At 68.1% G+C, this 12,908-nt stretch carries 16 protein-coding genes; 3 read left to right on the top strand and 13 right to left on the bottom strand.

Features of this window, described 5'->3' with window-relative positions:
* Window positions 1–84: 84 nt before the first annotated feature.
* The 10 genes from FL625_RS05570 to FL625_RS05615 all read right to left on the bottom strand — a co-directional run bounded on the left by FL625_RS05570 (window position 85) and on the right by FL625_RS05615 (window position 7,473).
* Window positions 85–1,530: an aldehyde dehydrogenase family protein gene (locus FL625_RS05570; RefSeq protein ID WP_149587628.1), complete on the bottom strand. Its 1,446-nt coding sequence runs from the start codon at window positions 1,528–1,530 to the stop codon at window positions 85–87.
* A gap of 151 nt (window positions 1,531–1,681) precedes the next feature.
* Complete coding sequence (locus FL625_RS05575) at window positions 1,682–2,269, bottom strand: GNAT family N-acetyltransferase (RefSeq protein ID WP_149587629.1); 588 nt, start codon at window positions 2,267–2,269, stop codon at window positions 1,682–1,684.
* Window positions 2,260–3,099, bottom strand: coding sequence for a hypothetical protein (locus FL625_RS05580; RefSeq protein WP_149587630.1), 840 nt, complete (start codon window positions 3,097–3,099; stop codon window positions 2,260–2,262). The genes FL625_RS05575 and FL625_RS05580 overlap by 10 nt, the downstream gene beginning before the upstream one ends.
* A complete protein-coding gene (gene mobB / locus FL625_RS05585; RefSeq protein ID WP_149587631.1) occupies window positions 3,092–3,583 on the bottom strand; it encodes a molybdopterin-guanine dinucleotide biosynthesis protein B in 492 nt (163 codons plus the stop codon). Before mobB ends, FL625_RS05580 begins: the two co-directional genes overlap by 8 nt.
* A complete protein-coding gene (mobA, locus tag FL625_RS05590) occupies window positions 3,580–4,170 on the bottom strand; it encodes a molybdenum cofactor guanylyltransferase MobA (protein WP_149587632.1) in 591 nt (196 codons plus the stop codon). Before mobA ends, mobB begins: the two co-directional genes overlap by 4 nt.
* Before the next feature lie 72 nt (window positions 4,171–4,242).
* Entirely contained in the window at window positions 4,243–4,860 is a 618-nt protein-coding gene (locus tag FL625_RS05595; protein ID WP_149587633.1) for a hypothetical protein, read from the bottom strand.
* 14 nt (window positions 4,861–4,874) lie between these two features.
* On the bottom strand, window positions 4,875–5,024 hold the full coding sequence (locus tag FL625_RS05600; protein ID WP_149587634.1) for an aa3-type cytochrome c oxidase subunit IV: 150 nt from the start codon (window positions 5,022–5,024) through the stop codon (window positions 4,875–4,877).
* Window positions 5,025–5,198: 174 nt separating this feature from the next.
* Window positions 5,199–5,582, bottom strand: coding sequence for a DUF6173 family protein (locus FL625_RS05605; protein ID WP_200833884.1), 384 nt, complete (start codon window positions 5,580–5,582; stop codon window positions 5,199–5,201).
* A gap of 60 nt (window positions 5,583–5,642) precedes the next feature.
* Window positions 5,643–6,833 carry a dual-specificity RNA methyltransferase RlmN gene (gene rlmN / locus FL625_RS05610; RefSeq protein WP_149587635.1) on the bottom strand — a complete coding sequence of 397 codons (1,191 nt, stop codon included), beginning with the start codon at window positions 6,831–6,833 and terminating at the stop codon, window positions 5,643–5,645.
* Between the two features lie 121 nt (window positions 6,834–6,954).
* Complete coding sequence (locus tag FL625_RS05615) at window positions 6,955–7,473, bottom strand: invasion associated locus B family protein (RefSeq protein WP_149587636.1); 519 nt, start codon at window positions 7,471–7,473, stop codon at window positions 6,955–6,957.
* Window positions 7,474–7,640: 167 nt separating this feature from the next.
* Between FL625_RS05615 and FL625_RS05620 the strand changes: the two genes are divergently transcribed.
* Together FL625_RS05620 and FL625_RS05625 are read left to right on the top strand one after the other, a co-directional pair.
* Window positions 7,641–8,660 (top strand): asparaginase, encoded by a 1,020-nt coding sequence (locus tag FL625_RS05620; protein WP_149587637.1) that lies wholly within the window; start codon window positions 7,641–7,643, stop codon window positions 8,658–8,660.
* 30 nt (window positions 8,661–8,690) lie between these two features.
* Window positions 8,691–9,035 (top strand): DUF2794 domain-containing protein, encoded by a 345-nt coding sequence (locus FL625_RS05625; protein WP_149587713.1) that lies wholly within the window; start codon window positions 8,691–8,693, stop codon window positions 9,033–9,035.
* Between the two features lie 58 nt (window positions 9,036–9,093).
* Here FL625_RS05625 and FL625_RS05630 read toward each other — a convergent pair whose 3' ends face one another.
* The 3 genes from FL625_RS05630 to FL625_RS05640 all read right to left on the bottom strand — a co-directional run bounded on the left by FL625_RS05630 (window position 9,094) and on the right by FL625_RS05640 (window position 12,046).
* On the bottom strand, window positions 9,094–9,909 hold the full coding sequence (locus FL625_RS05630) for a C40 family peptidase (RefSeq protein ID WP_149587638.1): 816 nt from the start codon (window positions 9,907–9,909) through the stop codon (window positions 9,094–9,096).
* A gap of 72 nt (window positions 9,910–9,981) precedes the next feature.
* A complete protein-coding gene (locus tag FL625_RS05635) occupies window positions 9,982–11,370 on the bottom strand; it encodes a leucyl aminopeptidase family protein (RefSeq protein WP_149587639.1) in 1,389 nt (462 codons plus the stop codon).
* A gap of 295 nt (window positions 11,371–11,665) precedes the next feature.
* The gene (locus FL625_RS05640; protein ID WP_149587640.1) at window positions 11,666–12,046 is read right to left on the bottom strand and encodes a hypothetical protein; all 381 of its coding nucleotides are present in this window, start codon (window positions 12,044–12,046) and stop codon (window positions 11,666–11,668) included.
* Between the two features lie 150 nt (window positions 12,047–12,196).
* Here FL625_RS05640 and FL625_RS05645 point away from each other — a divergent pair, with 150 nt between their 5' ends.
* Window positions 12,197–12,844: a carbonic anhydrase gene (locus tag FL625_RS05645; protein WP_149587641.1), complete on the top strand. Its 648-nt coding sequence runs from the start codon at window positions 12,197–12,199 to the stop codon at window positions 12,842–12,844.
* The last annotated feature ends 64 nt before the right edge of the window (window positions 12,845–12,908 follow it).

Below are 12,908 nucleotides of genomic sequence, written 5' to 3' on the forward strand. Positions count from 1 at the left end.
CGCCGGTCCCCTGACCCCGGAGTTTTCGAAAACTCCGGACCGGAGCCTTCAAAGGCTCCGATGCGATTTCTTCGAAGAAATCGCTTACTCCGCCGCCACGTCCCAGCCCGAAATCGCCTTGACCTCCAGGAACTCCTCGATCCCCCAGACCCCGCCCTCGCGCGCCCGGCCAGAGGCCTTGACGCCCCCGAAGGGCGCACCGGCCCCACGCGACTTGCCGTTCATCTCGACCATCCCGGCCCGCAACTGTCGCGCCAGCCGGTTCCGCCGGGCGCCATCCGCCGACTGGACATAGTTGGTCAGCCCGTAGGGCGTGTCGTTGGCGATGCGCACCGCCTCTTCCTCGCTGTCGAAGGGCATCATGCAGAGGACCGGGCCGAAGATTTCCTCGCGCTCGATGGTCATTCCGGGTTTCACATCGGCAAAGACCGTGGGGCGGACATAGAAGCCCTTGTTCATCCCCTCGGGCAGGCCCAGCCCCCCGGCCACCAGCCGCGCGCCCTCGTCAATGCCCTTCTGGATATAGGCCTGGATCTGCTCCCATTGCCGCTTGTTCACCACCGGGCCGATATGCCTGCCGGGTTCGCTTGCCGGACCAACCTTGATCCCGTTCGCGACCTCCGCCGCGATCTCGACCGCCCGGTCGTAGAAGCTGCGTTCCACCAGCATCCGGCTCGGCGCGTTGCAGCTTTGGCCCGAGTTGTTCATCATGTGCCGCACGCCGCGTTCCACCGCCCGCGCGTCGGCATCGGCGAAGACCAGGTTCGCGCCCTTGCCGCCAAGTTCCAGCGTCACCCGCTTCAAGGTCTCGGCCGCGGCCTTGCTGATCGCGCGACCCGCCCGCGTGCTGCCGGTGAAGCTGATCATCTCGACATCCGGGTGGCTCGACAGCCGTGTGCCCACCCCGGCGCCGTCGCCGTTCACCAGGTTGAACACGCCCGGCGGCACGCCCGCGTCATGGCAGAACTCGGCAAAAAGCATCGAGGACAGGGGCGCCTCTTCCGAAGGCTTCAGCACGCAGGTGCAGCCCGCCAAGAGCGCCGGGATCACCTTCAGCGTCACCTGGTTCATCGGCCAGTTCCAGGGGGTGATGAGGCCCACCACCCCGATCGGCTCCAGTGCGATCATCGTGTCTGGGGCATGCGGACCCAGCGGTCGGATCCACTCCATTTGGTCGAAGGCCTTGAGGAAGTTCTTCAGGTGCCAGGGCAGGCACTCCGCCTGGTCGTCGCGGCTCATGTCGATGGGGGCGCCCATCTCCAGGCTGATCGCCTGCGCCATTTCCTCCTTGCGCAGGTAATACTGCTCCAGGATCCCCTCCACGACCTTGCGGCGCTGGGCGGGATCGGTCGCCGCCCAGGCCGGGAAGGCCGCCTTCGCCGCCGCCACCGCCCGGTCGGTATCCGCCTCGGACCCCAGCGAGATCACCGCGCAGACCTCTTCGGTCGAGGGGTCGATCACCGGGCAGTCCTGCGGCTCAAGGGGCGCGACCCATGTCCCGTCGATGTAGAATTCGCGCTTCTCGATCATGGCCGGCCTCCGAAGGGTTGGAATTTGATCATATCCTGACAGGTGGCGCGGCCGGCCACAAGGGCGGGCGGCAAACCTTTCCGGTTTCCTGACGCGCGCCGATAACCCGTTGATGACAAAGGCACGGCCCATCCTGTCCACGGTGGACGGACTATTCGACCCGCCGCACCATCACGGTCGAGGCCGCGAATCCGAACAGATAGCGCAGCGGTCCCAGCCGGTCGGTCCGCTCGACCCGGAACCCCTGCCGCTCGTACAGGGCGCGGGCGCGGAAGTTGTCCTGGATCACGTCCAGCCGGATCGCGCGATAGCCCCGCTCGGCCGCCTCGCGGCAGAGCGCGGCCAGAAGCTGCGAACCCACCCCCTTGCCCCGATGCGCCCGCGCGACGCAAAGCCCATCGACCAGGAAGCGCTCGTTGTCGATCTCGCGCCCCAAGAGCCACAGAAGCGCCCCGCGCCAGCGGCCGCCGAAGGCACCATAGACTGCCACCAGATCGGCCCAGCTGCCCCCGGCAAAGCTGCCCATGGGGGTCTTGAAGCCCGCGATGCCCACCAGGTCTCCGCTGTCATCGACCGCGGTGAGGCAAAGGTCGCCCCGCATCACCCGCTCGAAGAAGCGCAGGGCCAGCGCATCGGGGCCGAGCACCGGGCCGAGCTTGCCGCCGAAGGCCTCCCAGTACAGCCGCGCCGCCTGAGGGCGCAGGTCGTCGTGCAGGCCGCGGAACAGGGTCACGCCCATGCCAGCGCCTCCTGCAACAGCCGGGCATGGCCCGCGCCGAGGATCCAGCCCTCCTCGGCCGCCTCGGGCGGGGTGTCGAAGAGGGCCGCCAGCCGGTCCGCCCGGGCCAGCGCGAACAGGGCCCGTGCCAGAAGCCGCACCTGTGCCCGGTCAGGGATCGGGTCGCCCGAGGTGGCCACCGATGGGGCCAGAAGCGAGGGATAGACCTCGGCCAGGGTCAGCGGGCCGAGGGGCTCGAAGGGCCAGACCCGCGCGCCGCTGACCTTGGCCAGCCGGTGCACCACCGGAATGCCCATGAGCGCCTGCGACCCGACCGAGCCCGCGCCCATCAGCTGCCAGACCGGCTTGGCCGGCGGGTTCTCGCGTTCCACCCGGCGTTTCTCGGCCAGGCCGAGGGCGGCATGGTCCACGGCCTTGAGCGGCGACAGATGCGGGATCCGCCGCGCCTTGGGCCGGCCCCAGAACGGACCCCCACCGCCCAGCCGGGCATTGATCGCGGCGGCCACCTCGAAACGGTTGTTGCGGTTGTCCGGCCCATCCTCGATCCGCTCCGCGAGCCAGCCATGCAGCGCGCGGGCTTCGTCCCGGCCGGTCAACATTCGCGCGAAACCGACGGGATAGCCCATCGGGAAGTCGAAGCCGACGAGTTGCCGCCCGCCCTCGGCCAACCGGGCTGTCAGCCAGTCCGAAGCCTCGGCACGGGTGCGGAAATAGGCTTGTTCCTGACGGTCGTCCTCGCAGAGGCCAGCCCAGATCGCGTCCCTGCTGGCCCGGGCAGGGCTGGGCGTGCCCCGGCCCGACCAGTCCACCACGATGACCCGGTCAAACAAGCCCGACCTCGCGCAGGATGAAATCGGCCACCGCCCGCGTGTCGTTCAGGTCCAGGACCGGCACCGGCAGCGTCAGCGCGGCATCGGTCGCCACCGCGCGCACCAGCGGGTCGCCGCTCTGGATCAGCGGCTGGCCGGTCTCGGCCCGCCAGACCTCGACCTTGGGGTGGGCGTCGCGCTTGTAGCCCTCGACCAGCACGAGATCGACCGGGGCCAGCCGCGCCAGCACCTGCGGCAGCTCCGGCTCCGGCCCGCGATGTTCGACGAGGATCGCCAGCCGCTCGGCCGCCGCCAGCACCACCTCGCGCGCGCCGGCCTGGCGGTGGCGATAGGTATCCTTGCCCGGCTGGTCCAGATCGACCGCGTGATGCACATGCTTGACGGTCGAGACCGAGAAGCCCCGCCCGGTGATCTCGGCCACCAGGCGTTCCATCAGGCTGGTCTTGCCGGAATTCTTCCAGCCGATCACGCCATAGACCTTCATGCCGTCCCCCGGATCAGGGCCTCGGCGGCGGCAAGCTCGTCGGGCGTGTTGAGGTTGGCGAAGGCGCGCGGATCGGGGAAAGGTGCACGGACCACGCCATGCGCCTCGGCAAAGCGCAGGACGCGGGTTTCGCCTGCATCCAGAAACGCGGCCAGCGCCGGTGCCAGCCCGACGGGCCAGAGCGCGGTGGCCGGATGATCCCCGCTGTCGTCCGCCGCCAGGGCCAGCCGCTCGGCCGACGCTTCCGCCGCCAGCAGCAGTCGCGGCACCAGATCGCCCGGCAGGAAGGGGGTATCGACCGGGATCGAGACGAGATGCGTCGCCCCCATCTCGGCCGCGACGCGCATCCCCGCGAGGATGCCCGACAGCGGACCCCGCGACCCGTCATCCGCGACCACGCGGCAGCCGAAGGGGGCGAACCGCACCGGGTCGCCGTTGGCCGAGATCAGCACGCTGTCCACCTGCGGCTCCAGCCGGTCCAGCACATGGGCGATCATCGGGCGCCCGGCCAGGGGCACCAGCGCCTTGTCGACCCCGCCCATGCGACGGCCCTGTCCCCCTGCAAGGATCACCCCGAAGATGCGCACGGCCCCGCCTGTCCCTGTCCCGGCCGGAACCCTATCCGATCCAGTGTCCGGTTCAAGCAACGAAGGTCGGAACTAAAGCAGCGTCCCGTCCCGCTGCCGCATCAGGACGCCGTGGTTGTCGTCGGCATCGTCATCGGTGACGACCCGGGTCGTCACCCCCGGCAGGCGGCCGAAGGCTTCGGACAGCTTCCTCGGGTAGAAGGTCTGCGGCAGGGATTCGAAACCCGGCACCCCACGCAGGATGGACGAGGTCGCCTGCGTGCACATCGCCTTGGGCACCGCCCCATAGGCCTTGACGCGGGCCAATACCAGTTCGGCCACCTCGGGCGAGACGTAGATCGTCTGCTCGATCGTGTTGTAGGTGATGCGGGTGTGGTAATCGAGATAGAAGGCAACAGCCTTGTCGGACATGCCGAAATGCACGTCGTTCCGTTCCGGCAGCTTGGGGTGATACCAGGTGCCGGCGGGGTCGAAGATCACCCGTTCCGAGGCATTGACCAGAATCGCCGAATGGGCACCCGAGCCGGTGCGCGTGTTCACGACCGTGTAAAGCGTGATGTAGGTCGGAGGTCCGGCCACAAAGCGCATGGCATCCACCTGCTCTTGCGGCGCCCACTTCGAATCCGCCCCGCAGGCGGCCAAGGCCAGCGCGACAACGAGACCGCAGAGAATGCGCAGCAGGCGGGCCATCGCCAGGTCCGGGATCAGGCGTTCACCAGGCCCATGAAGATCAGCACGCCGATGACGATGCAGGTCACCCAGACCGTCATGCGGATGAAGCCCTCGAAGGTCTTCTCCTGCTCGCGGATGTCCATCGAGCCGTGCTTGTACTCGGCGTGGTGCTGGTCGGCCATGGGCGGTTCACCTTGTTTTCCCGGTTTGCAAGCCTGATAGCGGATTCGTTGCGCCCTGTCACGGGGTCGGCTGGCCCGGGGGTAGTGCCCGCGAGGCCTCCTCGCTCGACTGCGTCTCCTCGTCGGACGACACGCGCGAGGAGCGACGAAGTCGACGACGAACCTTTGCCCGCCTCAGCCGGCCGAACCGTCGCCCGAATCGCCCCCCATCCAGCCCGCGTTCAACTGGAACCCGATCCGGCGCGGCGGCTCGGCCTTGGCCTCCTTCGGCACGGCGCGCAGGGTGACGGAAAGCTGCGTCACATGCTGGATCAACTGCGTCTTCGCACCGTCCTCGTCGCGGCCGTAGAAGGTGATGATGTCGGGGTCGAAATAGCCCAGTCCCTCGATCCGCAGCACGCCGGATTCGTCCGAGGCAAAGCCCATCGCGATCTCCTGTTCCGCATCCAGCCCGGCTTCGAAGCTGCGGATATAGGCGACCAGCCGGTCATGGGCCGAGGCGGCTGGGCTTTTCGGCGTTTGGCTCCTGACTTTGGCGGACTTCCGGGTGGTGGCCATGGGACGCTCCCTCTTGCGCGGAAGGCCAGAGAACGCGACTGCGGCCGGGCCCGCAAGGGGTCAGCCGAGGCCGGCCTCGGCCGCGATCTGGGCCCTTGACTTCCGCGCCCGCTCGGTGGCCGATTTCAGCTGGCCGCAGGCTGCCATGATGTCCTCGCCGCGCGGGGTGCGGATCGGGCTGGCGTAACCGGCCTTGTAGATGATGTCGGCGAAGGCGTGGATGCGGTTGCCCGACGACCGTCTGTAGGGCGCGCCCGGCCATTCGTTGAACGGGATCAGGTTCACCTTGGCGGGGATCCCTTCCAGGAGCTTCACCAGCCGGTGCGCGTCTTCCTTCGTGTCGTTCACCCCGTCCAGCATCACATATTCGAAGGTGATCCGCTCGCTGTTCGACAGGCCCGGATAGGCTTTCAAAGCCTCCAGAAGCGTGGCGATGTTCCAGCGCTTGTTGATCGGCACCAGCACGTCGCGGACCTCGTCCGTCGTCGCATGGAAGCTGATCGCCAGCTGGCAGCCGATCTCGGTCGCGGTGCGGGCGATCTCCGGCACCACCCCGCTGGTCGAGAGCGTGATCCGCCGGCGGCCGAGCGCGATGCCCTCGCCGTCCATCACGATCTGCATGGCGTCGCGGACGTTCTCGAAGTTGTAGAGCGGCTCGCCCATCCCCATCAGCACGATGTTCGAGATGAGCCGCACCTCTTCCTTCGGCGCGCCCGGCACCGGCCATTCGTCCAGGTCGTCGCGCGCCATCATCACCTGGCCGACGATTTCCGCCGCGGTCAGGTTGCGCACCAGCTTCTGCGTGCCGGTGTGGCAGAAGGAACAGGTCAGCGTGCAGCCGACCTGGGAGGAGATGCACAAGGTTCCCCGGTCGGTTTCCGGGATATAGACCACCTCGACCTCATGGCCCCCGGCGATGCGCACCAGATACTTGCGCGTGCCGTCGGCCGAGATCTGGCGGGTCACCACCTCGGGGATCTCGATGGTGAAATGCCGCTCCAGAAGCGCGCGGTAGTCCTTGGCGAGGTTGGTCATCTGCGCAAAGTCGCGCACGCCCCAGTGATAGACCCATTGCCAGACCTGGCCGAGCCGCATCTTCGCCTGCTTTTCCGGGGTGCCGGCAGCGACCAGCGCGGCGCGCAGGGCCTCGCGCGTCAGGCCGACGATGTTCGTCTTGCCGCCCTCGGGCAGCTTGCGCGGGATGGTCAGCACGTCCTGCGTGATGGGGGCGGTTGCCGGTGCGGCGGTCATGGGGCAGATCCTTCGGTCGGGCCTTGTCACAGGCGATCTGGGCTGGCGCGCATATAGGGCAGGGGGGCGCAAAAGAAAAGCGCCCCGCGAAGGGGGCGCCCGGTTGGCCGGCCTGATGGCGTTACTTGCAGCGCTTCTCGGCGTCTTCCATGGCGGCGGTGAAACCGCGCAACGAGAAGGTGTCCTTCGTCTGCGTGCCCTTGCCGGACCGCGCGGTCAGGACCGCAGTGGTGCCGGCCTTCATCGCGGCCAGAAGCTTCGCATCCTCCTCCGCGCTGCCCGGCCAGGCCCATTCGCCATCGGTGAACAGCTGGTAGGTGGCGCCGTCGATCGCGACATCGACCGTCGAGCCGCTGGCGAAGGGATAACCGCCGGTAAAGCTGATCTCGCCCGGCTTGCCCGGACGGAAGGTCACGAACAGAAGGATGTCGCCGCGCCGCACCGAAACCGGCTGGCCGTCGCGGGTGTTCAGCGTCTCCTTCGGCTTGGAAACGCCCCAGCACTCCTTGGGGTTCTCCTCGGTGAAGACGTTCCAGTCCGTCATCGTGGCGACGCGATTGGTCGACTCCTGGGCCTGGGCAGCCGCCCCGGCAAGCGTGATCGCGGCAACCGCCAGCGTGCGACCGAAAAGGGATGTCATGGTTGACGCAGCCTCCAAGCTGTCTTCCTTTCGCGCCGTTCTGCCCTGCCCGAATGGCCTTTTCGGCTGGCGCGGCGCCGTTCTACCCGATATTCCAGCCATACTCAAACAGGGCAGGTGGCGAAAGCCCCGTGGGCGACAATTCGCGCATATGTGACGGAGGTTCGATGGCACAGATCGGGGCACAGGTCGGCGAAGGCGCGGTTCCCATGCTGGAAGTCTGGCGCGGCGGCATCCAGGAATGCGTGCACCGGGGCCATGCGGTGATCTGCGACGCGAAGGGCATCGTCGCGGCCTGGGGTAACCCGGATGCGGTGATCTTCCCGCGCTCTTCGGCCAAGATGATCCAGGCACTGCCCCTGATCGAGACCGGGGCTGCCGCCGCCCATGGCCTGACCGACCGCCAGCTGGCGCTGGCCTGCGCCAGCCACGAGGGGGCGGAACTGCATGTCGGCATGGCCGCGCGCTGGATCGCCGATCTGGGCCTGACCGAGGCCGACCTGCGCTGCGGCGCGCACGAACCCTCGAACCGCGCCGAACGCGACCGGCTGATCCGCGCGGGCGAGGCACCCTGCCAGCTGCACAACAACTGTTCGGGCAAGCATTCCGGCTTCCTTACCGTGACCCGGCACCTGAAGGCCGGGCCGGAATATGTCGAGATCGACCACCCTCTGCAAAAGGCCGTCCGCGCCGCGACCGAGGAGACCACGGGCGAGACGGTGGCGGGCTGGGGGGTGGATGGTTGCTCGGCGCCGAACTTCGCGATGTCGGTCGCGGGGCTCGCCCGGTCGATGGCCGCCTTCGCCACGGCACGCGAGGGGCACGGGGCCCGCGAGGACGCGATGCATCGCCTGACCCGGGCCATGGCGGCCCATCCCGAACTCGTCTCGGGCGAGGGGCGGGCCTGCACGGAACTGATGCGCGCCATGGGCGGGCGCGTGGCGCTGAAGGGCGGGGCCGAGGCGGTCTATGTCGGCATCGTGCCGGAAAAGGGCCTTGGCATCGCGCTGAAGGTGGTCGATGGCGGCGAGCGCGGCTCGCAGGCGGCGATCGCCGCGCTTCTGGCGCGGATCGGCGTGCTGGACCCGGCCCATCCCGAGGCGGTCAAGCGGATGGCGGGCGTCCAGCGCAACTGGCGCGGGCTGGAAACCGGTTTCCTGCGGCTGGCACCGGGCTTTCCCGGTTGATTTGGAGGGCAAAGCGGGTAAGCTTTGCCGATGAACGCCGAGGCGCCGATCCCGTTTCCGCAGTCCGACCGCATCGCCGATGAGGTCAGCTTCGACCGGAAGGAACTTGGCCAGATCCTGCGGGTCTATGGCCGGATGGTCGCCGCCGGGGAATGGCGAGATTACGCCATCGCCGCAATGCGCGACCTTGCGGTGTTCGCCGTCTTTCGCCGCACCTCGGAAACCCCGCTCTACCGGATCGAGAAGCGACCCAAGCTGCGCCATCGGCAGGGGCTGTACGCCGTGGTGGGGATGGACGGCCGGGTGCTGCGCCGGGGCCATGACCTCGACCAGGTGCTCAAGGTGCTGGAACGCCGCCTGATCGGCCCGGTATGAGACGGCGCCTCCTCGGAGTCCGCGCGAGGAGTGACGCAGTCATCGACGAGCTTTCCGGCTAGAGGCGCTGCCGCGTCTGCACCAGCCCGCCGCCGCCGGCCGAGATTCGCGCCACCGCCTCTTTCATCCCTTCGTAGGACACCGACATCGTGTGACCATTGGCGTGAATCACCCGGTCGCGGTCCACCACCATCGCCACGTGACCCTTCCAGAAGATCAGGTCGCCGCGCTTCATCGGCTCGTTCGGGGCCAGCTGGCGGCCGAGCTGCATCTGCATGTCGCTGTCGCCGGGGCAGGGCAGCCCGCAGGCATGCAGCGACAGCTGCACCAGGCCCGAACAGTCCAGCCCGAACCGCGAATTGCCGCCCCAGAGATAGGGCGTTCCCAGAAGGCTTTCGGCCACGCTGACGGGATCGGTCGCCCAGTCGCCCAGTGCCCTCAAGTGGCACAGCGGGACAAAGCCATGCGGCGTGTTGGCCCAGGCCCCCCAGGATCCGATGACCGCCAGCCGCGACCCGAGGCTTAGCGCCATCCGCTCCGGGGCCTGGACCTGAGGCTCGGAATAGATATGCGTGCCGGGCGCCGCCACCCAATGCGTCGGCGCCGGACCCTGGCCCAGGTCGCTTTCCTCCATCCAGCCGCAGTAGCCGTCCTTGGCCGACAGGACGAACACATGCCCCTGGTCCCGGTCGATCACCGTCACGGCCTCGCCCAGCAGCAGCTGGCGATCGCGTGTCCCGCCCGGGCGGTCGCAGAGATTGGCAACCGGCACGATGACCTGTGCCTGCAAGCCTTCCGTTAGCGGCGCGTTGACCAGACCGGACAGCGACACATGTGCAACCCGGCCGGAAAATGGCGTCAGCCTGCGGTCCATTGCGATTTCCTCCACTCGTCCACCCACTGCCTGCCATAAACCGCAGGCCTGACCGCCCCCGCTGCGGTTCCGCTAGAGTTCCACCATTTCCGCCAGCCCTTCAAGCACGGCCCGCGCGCCCTGGCCGACGGCGCCTTTCGGCCGCGCGGGCTGGTCGCTGGGCGTATGGCCATAGATGTCGAAATGCAGGTACCGCGGCCCTTCGACAAAACGGCGCAGGAACAGGGCGGCGGTGATCGACCCCGCAAAGCCGTAGCCCGGCGCATTGTCCAGGTCGGCGATCCCCGGCTCGATCACGCTCTCGTAGGGATCATGGAACGGCATCCGCCAGACCGGATCGAAGCCCTTGCGCGCCCCCGCCTCCAGCGCAGCCGCCAGCCCCGCGTCGTCGGTGTAGTAGGGCGCGAGGTCCGGCCCTACCGCCACGCGCGCCGCGCCGGTCAGGGTCGCCATGCTGATCAGCACGTCCGGCGCCTCTTCGCAGGCATGGGCCAGCGCATCGGCCAGCACCAGTCGCCCCTCGGCATCGGTGTCGTTGACCTCGACCGTCAGGCCCTTGCGGCTGGTCAGGATGTCCTTCGGCTTCAGCGCATTGCCCGAGACCAGGTTCTCCACCGCCGGGATCAGCACGCGCAAGCGCAGCGGCAGGTCCAGCGCCATGATCATCCGCGCCAGTCCCATGACGGTCGCCGCCCCGCCCATGTCCTTCTTCATCAGGTTCATGCCGGACGATGGCTTGAGGTTCAGCCCCCCGGTGTCGAAGCAGACCCCCTTGCCGACCAGCGTCAGCTTCGGCCCCGCCTTGCCCCAGCGCAGGTCCAGAATTCGCGGCGCGCGCGGGCTGGCGCGGCCGACGGCATGGATCATCGGGAAGTTCCGCGCCAGCAGGTCATCGCCCCGGATCGCCTGAACCGAGGCCCCGAAACCGGCCCCCAGCGCCACGAGCGCGGCTTCCAGTTCGTCCGGCCCCATGTCCTCGGCCGGTGTGTTGATGAGGTCGCGGGTCAGGGCCTCGCCTTCGGCCATGGCCAGCAGTCGGGCCGGGTCCATTCCCTTGGGGCAGACCAGGCGCGCAAGTGCGGTGGGCTTGCGGCCCGGGCGATAACGGTCGAAGCGGTAGCCCGAAAGCAACCACGCAAGGGTGGCTTCGGTCGTCTCTGCCATGTCAAGCACGCCCTCAAGCCGCCAGTCGCCTGTGGGCAGACCCGTGACCGCCTTGGCCAGCCCGAACCTCATCCGACGCCGGGCCTGCGGCGTGCCGAAGCCCGCGACCGCCCCGGCAAGACCGCCTGCCGGATCCGGCAACAGCCGCAAATCGCCCAGCCCGGCCTCGAATCCGGTCGCCTTCAGCCAGTCCGCCCAGGTCTTGCCGGGTCCGTTCAGAAATCCTGGCAATTCCTCGGGGCGCAGGACATGCAAGGGCAGTGCGGCGGCTGTGGGTTCGGCGAAGGCGACGGTCACGCGAGGTTTCATCCAGAAGGTTGGTCGGGATCTTCCACCCAGATGGCGTGCTTCACGGTCAGAAAGCAAGCATTTCCAGAGTATTGCGCCAGATTGCCGTCGATTCCCCGCAAATTTGGCTCCCTTGCGGCGCACTGTAGCACTGGCGTGACTGCACCCGTTGACGGCCGATTGCGCGCGCCATTCGGCCTGCAACCTTTCCTTGTGCGACTCGCCCGGCATCAGTGACGCCCAAGACTGTCGCGCAGGGCTTCTCCGCCGTCTGCGCACTCCTGCTCCATGGATCGGCGGCCGGTCATATCAGCTGGTCGGCAAGCCCTGCTTCGATCGCCAGCGACCTTTCGGCAACCCGCATCAGCCGCGCCCAGACCGCCGAGAAGGCCGTGCTGTCGGCGCATTCGAGGCAGGTCTTGGCATCCCCTGCCACGGTCGCAAGGCTCGAAAGGCCAAGGTCGCCCGCAAGCCGGGCCAGCCGCCCCAGCTGCCGCGCCATGTCACGCAATTCCTGCGCGCGGACCTTTTCGGCGATCGCTGCCATGGTCAGCGCCAGTTCGCCCAGGGCCCGCGTCACCATCTGTTCGGCCACCGGCGCACCGAGGTTGCGGTAGATCACCGCGATCGCCTCGACATCCTGACGCACGACCTCGCGTGGCCTGAGAGTGGCAATCTCTCCCATCACAAACACCCAAGTTTCATCACACCCGTGCACAGCCTGCGCCTGCATGCTGAACAATTGGTTGCCCGGATGGGATCCGGGCCTGATTTTGCCTCTCGAATTTTCCGCAAATGCAGCCTAGGCAGGGGCGCATATCAAGGATGCCCGCGCATGACACCGATCCGCCCGCTTCCCGCCTACCTTGTCCAGCGCTTCCACGGCTGGCGCGCCACCACCTACCAGGACAACCGCGCCTGGTATCGCCGCCTCGCCGAAAGCGGACAGCATCCGCGCGCCATGGTGATCTCCTGCTGCGACAGCCGCGTGCACGTCACCTCGATCTTCGGCGCGGACGAAGGCGAGTTCTTCATCCACCGCAACATCGCCAACCTGGTGCCGCCCTACAACCCGGACGGCGAGTATCACGGCACCTCGGCGGCGGTCGAATATGCCGTCACCTCGCTGGGGGTGGCGCATATCGTGGTGCTGGGCCATTCCAACTGTGGCGGGGTCAAGGGGTGCCATGACATGTGCCGGGGCCACGCGCCCGCGCTGGAAGAGAAGACCAGCTTCGTAGGTCGCTGGATGGACATCCTGCGCCCCGGCTTCGAGAAGGTCGCGCACCTGCCCGATGCGGAAATCCTTCAGGCGCTGGAAAAGCAGGCGGTGCTGACCAGCCTCGAGAACCTGCTGACCTTCCCCTTCGTTCGCGCGGCGGTCGAGGATGACCGGCTGACGCTGCACGGGCTGTGGAACAACACCGGGGAAGGCCTGCTTGAAGCCTACGATCCGGCGCGGGGCGGGTTCTTCGCTGTCTGAGCCCTGTCGCCGCACCCGGCCGACTTTGGTCGGATACGCGCCGGTCCCGCGCGCGCCTATTGTC

The sequence above is a fragment of the Tabrizicola flagellatus genome (assembly GCF_008271465.1).
In the GTDB taxonomy this organism is placed as follows: domain Bacteria; phylum Pseudomonadota; class Alphaproteobacteria; order Rhodobacterales; family Rhodobacteraceae; genus Tabrizicola; species Tabrizicola flagellata.

Excerpts from the sequence above, each read along its gene's own strand:
- FL625_RS05640 (WP_149587640.1), bottom strand. The coding sequence starts at position 12,046 with ATGGGAGAGATTGCCACTCTCAGGCCACGCGAGGTCGTGCGTCAGGAT.
- FL625_RS05570 (WP_149587628.1), bottom strand. The coding sequence starts at position 1,530 with ATGATCGAGAAGCGCGAATTCTACATCGACGGGACATGGGTCGCGCCC.
- FL625_RS05575 (WP_149587629.1), bottom strand. The coding sequence starts at position 2,269 with ATGGGCGTGACCCTGTTCCGCGGCCTGCACGACGACCTGCGCCCTCAG.
- FL625_RS05625 (WP_149587713.1), top strand. The coding sequence starts at position 8,691 with ATGAACGCCGAGGCGCCGATCCCGTTTCCGCAGTCCGACCGCATCGCC.
- FL625_RS05645 (WP_149587641.1), top strand. The coding sequence starts at position 12,197 with ATGACACCGATCCGCCCGCTTCCCGCCTACCTTGTCCAGCGCTTCCAC.
- FL625_RS05600 (WP_149587634.1), bottom strand. The coding sequence starts at position 5,024 with ATGGCCGACCAGCACCACGCCGAGTACAAGCACGGCTCGATGGACATC.
- FL625_RS05605 (WP_200833884.1), bottom strand. The coding sequence starts at position 5,582 with ATGGCCACCACCCGGAAGTCCGCCAAAGTCAGGAGCCAAACGCCGAAA.
- mobB (WP_149587631.1), bottom strand. The coding sequence starts at position 3,583 with ATGAAGGTCTATGGCGTGATCGGCTGGAAGAATTCCGGCAAGACCAGC.
- FL625_RS05595 (WP_149587633.1), bottom strand. The coding sequence starts at position 4,860 with ATGGCCCGCCTGCTGCGCATTCTCTGCGGTCTCGTTGTCGCGCTGGCC.
- FL625_RS05630 (WP_149587638.1), bottom strand. The coding sequence starts at position 9,909 with ATGGACCGCAGGCTGACGCCATTTTCCGGCCGGGTTGCACATGTGTCG.
- FL625_RS05615 (WP_149587636.1), bottom strand. The coding sequence starts at position 7,473 with ATGACATCCCTTTTCGGTCGCACGCTGGCGGTTGCCGCGATCACGCTT.
- FL625_RS05620 (WP_149587637.1), top strand. The coding sequence starts at position 7,641 with ATGGCACAGATCGGGGCACAGGTCGGCGAAGGCGCGGTTCCCATGCTG.
- rlmN (WP_149587635.1), bottom strand. The coding sequence starts at position 6,833 with ATGACCGCCGCACCGGCAACCGCCCCCATCACGCAGGACGTGCTGACC.